Here is a 7,318-nt window from a genome sequence, read left to right as displayed (position 1 = left end):
CCTGGACCGGCGGGGGCCTGGGCGGCGGCGCGGCCCGCGGCCGCGACCACGTCGTCCGGGTGCGCGGCCGGGGGGATCTCGCCCTCGATGATCGGCACGTCCGCGAACAGCGGGGCACCGGGCACCAGCAGGGACAGCGCCTCGACGTCGTCGGCCGGTGCGGCGAACGGCATCTGCAGACGGGTGCCGTGCGCCGCCCTGATCCAGTCCCACTTCTCGGGTGCGACGACGGGCTCACCCTCGGCGTCGGCGCCGACGTGGTGGACCACGTCGGCGGCGAGGTCGAAGAGCCGGACGTTGACCGGATGCGTCCCCCGCGCGATGAAGGACGTCACGCCGAAGCCGTAGACGGTGACGTAGTCGCCGACGTCCTCGAGCGGGACGAGGTCGAGCGTCAGGACCACGTGCTCACCGGCGCGCACCAGCGGGTGCACGCGCACCTCGAGGTCCACGCCGCCCTCGGGGATCACCGCGGTCGCGACGACGTCGTCGGGCTGGGGGCCCGGGTCGACGGTCGGCGTCGGGGTGCCGGGACCGGGCGACGGGTCACCGCCGGTGCAGGCGGCGAGGGCGAGACCCAGCGCGACGGCGAGGGCGGCGCACGCGGGGCGGCGGCGTCGGGCAGCAGGCACGAGGGTCTCCAGACGGATGAGGGGCGCCGCCATGATGCCCGAGACGTCCGGACCAGGCATTTCACCGTCCACACCCTCACCCGTCCGGCGTACGACGGCGCCCCTCCCCTCCCCGCTGTCCCGCGAGAGAGCGATCCAGGACGACCGGAATGCTCTCTCGCGACCTGACGGGGTCAGCGGGTGGTGACCGTGCGGCGTCCGGAGGTGAGGTCGGCGAGGCGCGGGAGGATGTCGTCGCCCGCGACGCGCAGGCCGTCGTGCAGGTGCTCGTTGGTGATCCACACCTGCGCGTTGCCCAGACCCTCCGCGGTGCGCAGCGCCAGGTCGAGGTCGACGTACGGGTCGTCGTAGTACTGCACGGCGGCGACGGGCACCTCGTTGGCGGCCAGCCGGTCGGTGTCGTACAGCTCGGGCCACTCGGTGCGCGACGCGAGCTGCTCGGCGACGGCGGCGAACGGCCGGAGCGCCGGGACCTGCTGGTACATCCACGGGTACACGGCCTCACCGGTGAGCTGCAGCGGCCGGGCGTCGGCCGCGAGCTGCGGGTGCCGTGCGTGCTCGCCCGCCGCCGCCCAGCCGGGCTCCCGGTGCCCGCAGTGGTAGATGACCTCCTGCAGCACCAGGTACAGCGGGTTGGTCGCGAACCCGGTGCGCGCCGCGACCTGGGCGAGGAACCCGGGCGCGGGCTCGCCGCGGCGGTCGAGCGCGGTGTCGAGCAGCCAGTGCAGGCCGTCGACGCCCGTGCTCATGCCGAGGTCCATCCCCAGGGTCTGCAGGCGCTCGACGCTCAGCGCCTCGCCCGTCGGCAGCACGACGCCCCCGGCGGCCACGCGGTCGGCGAGACGGCCCAGCAGGTCGACGTCGTCGGGGAACGCCCGCGCGAGCGCGCGGTTGCGGGCCAGCTGACGCGGGAACGTCGCCGCGTACACGTCCTCGGCGGTCGCACCCACGGGCGGCAGGCCGCCGGTGACCCAGCACGCGTCGAGCGCCTCGGGATGCCGCGACAGGTAGGTGAGCGTGACGAACCCGCCGTACGACTGCCCGAGCGTCGTCCAGCGCCGGCCGCCGTAGACGGTGCGGCGCAGGTGCTCGGCGTCCTCGACGATCGCGTCGGCGCGGAAGCACGCCAGGAAGTCGGCGGCCGGGGGGGGGGGGGGCCGCGGGGGGGGGGGGGGGCGGGCGCGGGGCCGCCCACCTGTCGGTGGACGGCCCCGCGGGTGCTGCGTGGCGTCAGAGGCCGAGCTCGGCCTCGAACGCGCCCTCCTCGAGGCGGCTCTTGACCGCGGAGAGGTAGCGCGACGCGTCGGCGCCGTCGACCAGGCGGTGGTCGTAGGACAGGCACAGGTAGCACATCGACCGGATGGCGATGACCTCCTCGCCGTCCGCGTCCTTGACCACGACGGGGCGCTTGACGATCGCGCCCGTGCCGAGGATCGCGGACGTGCCGCCGGGCACGATCGGGGTGTCGATGATCGCGCCACCCGATCCCGTGTTGGTCACCGTGAACGTGGCGCCGGACAGCTCGTCCGGGGTCACCTTGTTGGCGCGCGTGCGGGCCGCCAGGTCGGCGATCTTGCGCGAGATGCCCGCGATGTTGAGGTCGCCCGCGTCGCGGATCACCGGCACCAGGAGCCCGCGCTCGGTGTCGACCGCGATCCCGACGTTCTCCTGGCCGTGGTAGGTGATCGTCTTGTCCTCGAGCACCCCGTTGACCTTCGGGTACGTCTTGAGGGCCTCGACGGCGGCCTGGACGAAGAACGGCAGGAACGTGAGGTTGACGCCCTCGCGTGCCTTGAAGTCCTCCTTGGCGCGTGCCCGCAGGCGTGCGATCCGGGTGACGTCCACCTCGACGACCGTCGTGAGCTGGGCCTGCGTGTGCAGCGCCTCGACCATGCGCTCGGCGATGATCTGACGCAGCCGGCTGGCCTTCTCGGTCGTCCCGCGCAGTGGCGAGACCGGCGCGGGCGCGGCGGCCTTGGCCGGGGCGGCGGGCGTGGCTGACGGTGCCGCTGCCGGTGCCTCGGCGGCCTTGCGGGCCTCCTCGGCCTTGGCGGCAGCCTCGAGGACGTCCTCCTTGCGGATGCGTCCACCGACTCCGGAGCCGGTGAGCGTCGCGACGTCCACGCCCTTCTCGGCCGCGAGCTTGCGGACCAGCGGCGTGAGGTAGGAGCCGCCTGCCGCCGGCTGCGACGGGGCCTGCGGTGCCGACGCCTGGGGTGCGGGCGCCTGCTGGGCGGTCGGCTGCGCGGCGGCAGCCTCCTGCGCCGCGGGGGCGGCTGCGGCGGGCGCCTGCTCGGCCTCGGGAGCCGGAGCCTCGTGCCCGGCGGCGCTCTGCGTCGCCTCCGGCTGCTCCTCCTTCGCCTGCTCCTGCTGGGCCTTCGGCTGCTCGGGCGCTGCGGGCTGCTCGGCGGCGGGCGCCGCGTCACCCGATCCGACGACCGCGAGGACCGCACCGACCTCGACGGTCTCGTCCTCCTGGACGCGGATCTCCTGCAGCGTCCCGGCGACGGGCGACGGGATCTCGGTGTCGACCTTGTCGGTGGAGATCTCGAGCAGCGGCTCGTCCACGGCGACCTCGTCGCCGACGGCCTTGAGCCACCGGGTCACGGTGCCCTCGGTGACGGACTCGCCGAGCGCGGGCAGGGTGACCTCCTGGCCACCGCCACCGCCACCGCCACCGCCACCGGAGCCGCCGGACGACGCGGCGGGGGCCGGGGCGTCCTCGTGCTCCTCGACGGACTGCTGCGCCGACTGCTCGGCCGCGGGCTCCTCGGCGGGCGCCTGCTCGGCGGGCTGCTCGGCCTGCGCCGGCTGCTCGTCGGCGGGGGCCTGCTGCTCGTCCGAGGGGGCGTCGCCGCCGCCCTCGCCGGAGCCGATGACGGCCAGCGTGGCGCCGACCTCGACCGTCTCGTCCTCCTGGACGAGGATCTGCTCGAGGACGCCGGCGAACGGCGACGGGATCTCGGTGTCGACCTTGTCGGTCGAGATCTCGAGCAGGGGCTCGTCGACGGCGACCGTGTCGCCGACGTTCTTCAGCCAGCGGGTGACGGTGCCCTCGGTGACGGACTCACCGAGCGCGGGAAGCTGCACGTTGTCGGACATGACCGCTCGTGTCTCCTTCGATCCTGGGGTCAGTTGTGGGCGTGCAGCGGCTTGCCGGCGAGCGCGAGGAACGCCTCACCGAGAGCCTCGTTCTGCGTGGGGTGCGCGTGCACGAGCTGCGCGACGTCCTCCGGGTAGGCCTCCCAGTTGACGATCAGCTGGCCCTCGCCGATCAGCTCACCGACGCGCGCACCGATCATGTGCACGCCGACGACCGGGCCGTCCTTCTTCCGCACCAGCTTGATGAAGCCCTGGGTGGCGAGGATCTGGCTCTTGCCGTTGCCGCCCAGGTTGTACTCGAGGACCTCCACGCCGTCGTCGCCGTACAGCTCCTTGGCGCGCCTCTCGGTCACACCCACCGAACCCACCTCGGGGTCGGAGTACGTGACGCGCGGGATGCCGGACTCCTCGATGAGCGGCGGGTTGAGGCCCGCGATCTGCTCGGCGACGAAGATGCCCTGCTGGAACCCGCGGTGCGCCAGCTGCAGCCCGGGCACGATGTCCCCGACCGCGTAGATGTTGGCCACGCCGGTGTGGAGCCGCTCGTCGGTGATGACGAAGCCGCGGTCCAGCGTGATGCCCTGCTCCTCGTACCCGAGGCCACCGGTGTTCGGCCCGCGGCCCACGGCGACCAGCAGCACGTCCGCGTCGAACGTCTTGCCGTCCTCGAGCGAGACGTGCACGCCGTTGTCGTCCTGCGTGACGCCCGAGAACCGCACACCCAGGTTGAACGCGATGCCGCGCTTGCGGAACGCACGCTCGAAGGCCTTGGAGACCGCCTCGTCCTCGTTCGGCACGAGGTGGGGGAGCGCCTCGATGATGGTCACGTCGGCGCCGAACGAGCGCCACACGCTCGCGAACTCGGAGCCGATGACGCCGCCGCCGAGGATGATGGCCGAGCGCGGCACCCAGTCGAGGGTCAGTGCCTGGTCCGACGTGATGACCCGGCCGCCGATGTCGAGCCCGGGCAGGGAGCGCGCGTACGAGCCGGTGCCGAGCACGATGTGCTCGCCGGTCACGGTGCGGTCGCCGACCTGGACGGTGTTCGGGCCCGTCAGCTTGCCGTAGCCCTCGACGACCTCGATCTTGCGGGACTTGATGAGCCCCTGCAGCCCCTTGTAGAGGCGGCCGACCACGTTGTCCTTGTACTGGTTCACGCCGCCCATGTCGATGCGCTCGAGGTGCGTGTGCACCCCGAAGTGCGCACCCTCGCGGGCGTTGTCGGCGAGCTCGGCCGCGTGCAGGAGGGCCTTGGTGGGGATGCACCCCCGGTGCAGGCAGGTTCCCCCCACCTTGTCGGCCTCGACCAGTGCCACGGTCTTGCCCAGCTCGGCCGCGCGCAGAGCAGCGGCGTAGCCGCCACTGCCTCCGCCCAGGACGACGATGTCGAAAGCGGTGCCGTTGTCGGCCACGTGCGCACTCCTCGCAGGGTGTGGGATTTGCTGCGCGCCCATCTTGTCATCCCGTCCGCGCCCGGACGAACCGGCTGGCACGTCCGGGCGTGTGAGCCCCGTGACATTCGTCCCATGACCCCGGCGGGTGCGCGGGTCGGACGGGGTCCGTCCGGGCCGCGTCCAGGCGGGACCCAGGTGGCGTCGGTATGGTTCCGGCCATGGGTCTGTTCTCGCGTCGGCGCCCGGGCCGGTCGGCCTCGCCCGCCGGCGCGCCCGCCGGGCGTGAGGCCCGTGCCGAGACGCTGTCGTACCTGCAGGACTTCGTGGCGACCCGGGTGGGCGTCGAGGCGTACGTCGAGCCGCAGACGAACGTCACGCCGACGACGCTCATGCTCGTCGCGACCGACGGCGAGTGGACGCGGCGCAAGGTGCCCGACGAGCGGGCCGCGGCCGCACTGGCGCGCGAGCTGCAGATCCCCGTGTACGACGTGCAGCGCACGGGGTACCCCCAGCGGGTCCGGGACTGGAACTCGCGGCAGCGCATCGAGCGCAAGCGCCGCGCCGCAGAGCGCGCCTGACGCGCACCTCGTCGCCGGAGCGGGCCCGGCCCGGCGGTGCCGGACCGGGACCCGCCCCGCGAACGTCAGGACGCGCGCTGCTCCAGCAGCCTCAGGAGGGTGCGCACGCCGACGCCCGTGCCGCCGACCGGCGTGTAGCCGAAGGCGGTGCGCTCGTTGAAGGCGGGTCCGGCCACGTCGAGGTGCGCCCACGGCGTCGAGCCGACGAACTCCTGCAGGAAGATCCCGGCCGTCAGCATCCCGCCGAAGCGGTCACCGATGTTGGCGAGGTCGGCGACCTTCGACTTCAGCCCGGCACGCAGGTCGGCCGGCAGCGGCATGGGCCAGAACTGCTCGCCCGCACCGTGGGCGGCGTCGACCAGCTCGCCACGCGCCTCGTCGGTCCCCATGACCGCCGACACGCGGTGGCCGAGCGCCACGACCTGGGCGCCGGTCAGCGTCGCGATGTCGACGACGAGGTCGGGCTTCTCCTCCACGGCGGCGACGAGGCCGTCCGCCAGGACCAGCCGGCCCTCGGCGTCGGTGTTGAGCACCTCGACGGTCTTGCCGCCGCGGATCGTGATGACGTCGGACGGGCGCTGCGCCGAGCCCGACGGCATGTTCTCCGCGAGGCACAGCCAGCCGGTCACCGCGACGGGCAGGCCGAGGCTCGCGGCCGCCAGCACGGTGTGCAGCACCGCGGCGGCGCCCGCCATGTCGGACTTCATCGCCTCCATGCCGGCCGCGGGCTTGATCGAGATGCCGCCCGAGTCGAACGTGATGCCCTTGCCGACGAGCGCGACGTGCACCTTCGCCCGGCTCGGTGCGTACGCGACCTTGACCAGGCGCGGCGGGCGCACCGAGCCCTGCCCGACCCCCACGAGGCCGCCGTACCCGCCGGCGGCCAGCGCCTTCTCGTCGAGCACGGTCACCTTGAGGGACTTGGCGCCCGCGGCCTTGACCGCCGCCTTCGCGGCGTCGGCGAAGGCCGCGGGGAACAGGTCGTTGGGTGCGGCGTTGACCAGGTCGCGCGTCCCGTGCACGGCCGCCGCGAGCACCTCCGCGCGTGCCAGGGCGCTCAGGGCCGCCTTGTCGCGCGCGAGCGGCGTCACGACCTCGATGCGGCCGACCGGCCCGTCCTGGACGTGGTAGCGGTCGTACACGTAGGCGCCCAGCAGCGCGCCCTCGGCGATCGCCGCGACCGCGTCGGTGTCGGTCGCGGGCAGCGCGACGGCGACGGATCCCAGGCCGGCCAGCTCGCGCGTCGCGGCACCGCTCGCACGCCGCAGCAGCTCGGCGCCCGCGGGCGTGCCCGCGTCGAGCGGCCCCTCGCCCAGGCCCGTGACGACCAGCGTCGCGGCGCGCAGGCCGACGCCGGGCAGGCGGCGGACCTCGTCGACCGCCCCGGTGATGCCCAGGCGCGCGCCGTCCTGCGCGATCTGGCGGGTGAGCTCGGCGGGCAGCCAGTCGGCGCCCACCGGGACCACGGAGGTGCCCTGGACGTGGACGCCCACGACGACCGCGTCGACGTCGAGCTGGCTGGGGTCGGAGGAGGTCAGCGAGATCACCCGCCGATCCTACCGGCGAGGCGGGCGGGGCCGAGGTGTCCGTGCACGCTGCTCACGCGCGACGG

Annotated in this window: 4 protein-coding genes and 2 pseudogenes; 1 reads left to right on the top strand and 5 read right to left on the bottom strand. The window is 74.1% G+C overall.

What is annotated here, in order from left to right; genetic code table 11:
* The 4 genes and pseudogenes from H9657_RS11645 to lpdA all read right to left on the bottom strand — a co-directional run.
* A pseudogene (locus H9657_RS11645) lies at window positions 1-692 on the bottom strand (hypothetical protein); the annotation flags it as partial.
* Window positions 693-805: 113 nt separating this feature from the next.
* Window positions 806-1,765: pseudogene (locus tag H9657_RS11640) on the bottom strand (alpha/beta fold hydrolase); the annotation flags it as partial.
* Window positions 1,766-1,862: 97 nt separating this feature from the next.
* Window positions 1,863-3,734, bottom strand: a complete 1,872-nt coding sequence (sucB, locus tag H9657_RS11635) for a 2-oxoglutarate dehydrogenase, E2 component, dihydrolipoamide succinyltransferase (RefSeq protein ID WP_191783561.1) — start codon at window positions 3,732-3,734, stop codon at window positions 1,863-1,865.
* A gap of 29 nt (window positions 3,735-3,763) precedes the next feature.
* Window positions 3,764-5,146, bottom strand: a complete 1,383-nt coding sequence (gene lpdA / locus H9657_RS11630) for a dihydrolipoyl dehydrogenase (protein ID WP_191783558.1) — start codon at window positions 5,144-5,146, stop codon at window positions 3,764-3,766.
* 200 nt (window positions 5,147-5,346) lie between these two features.
* Between lpdA and H9657_RS11625 the strand changes: the two genes are divergently transcribed.
* The gene (locus H9657_RS11625; RefSeq protein ID WP_191783556.1) at window positions 5,347-5,706 is read left to right on the top strand and encodes an oxidoreductase; all 360 of its coding nucleotides are present in this window, start codon (window positions 5,347-5,349) and stop codon (window positions 5,704-5,706) included.
* A 65-nt stretch (window positions 5,707-5,771) separates the two neighbouring features.
* Here H9657_RS11625 and H9657_RS11620 read toward each other — a convergent pair whose 3' ends face one another.
* Complete coding sequence (locus H9657_RS11620) at window positions 5,772-7,253, bottom strand: leucyl aminopeptidase (RefSeq protein WP_191783554.1); 1,482 nt, start codon at window positions 7,251-7,253, stop codon at window positions 5,772-5,774.
* Window positions 7,254-7,318: the final 65 nt, after the last annotated feature.

This window comes from Cellulomonas avistercoris (genome assembly GCF_014836445.1).
GTDB classification, from domain to species: domain Bacteria; phylum Actinomycetota; class Actinomycetes; order Actinomycetales; family Cellulomonadaceae; genus Cellulomonas; species Cellulomonas avistercoris.
The sequence above is the reverse complement of the archived record's forward strand: the minus strand, read 5'-3'. Positions and strand labels throughout refer to the sequence as shown.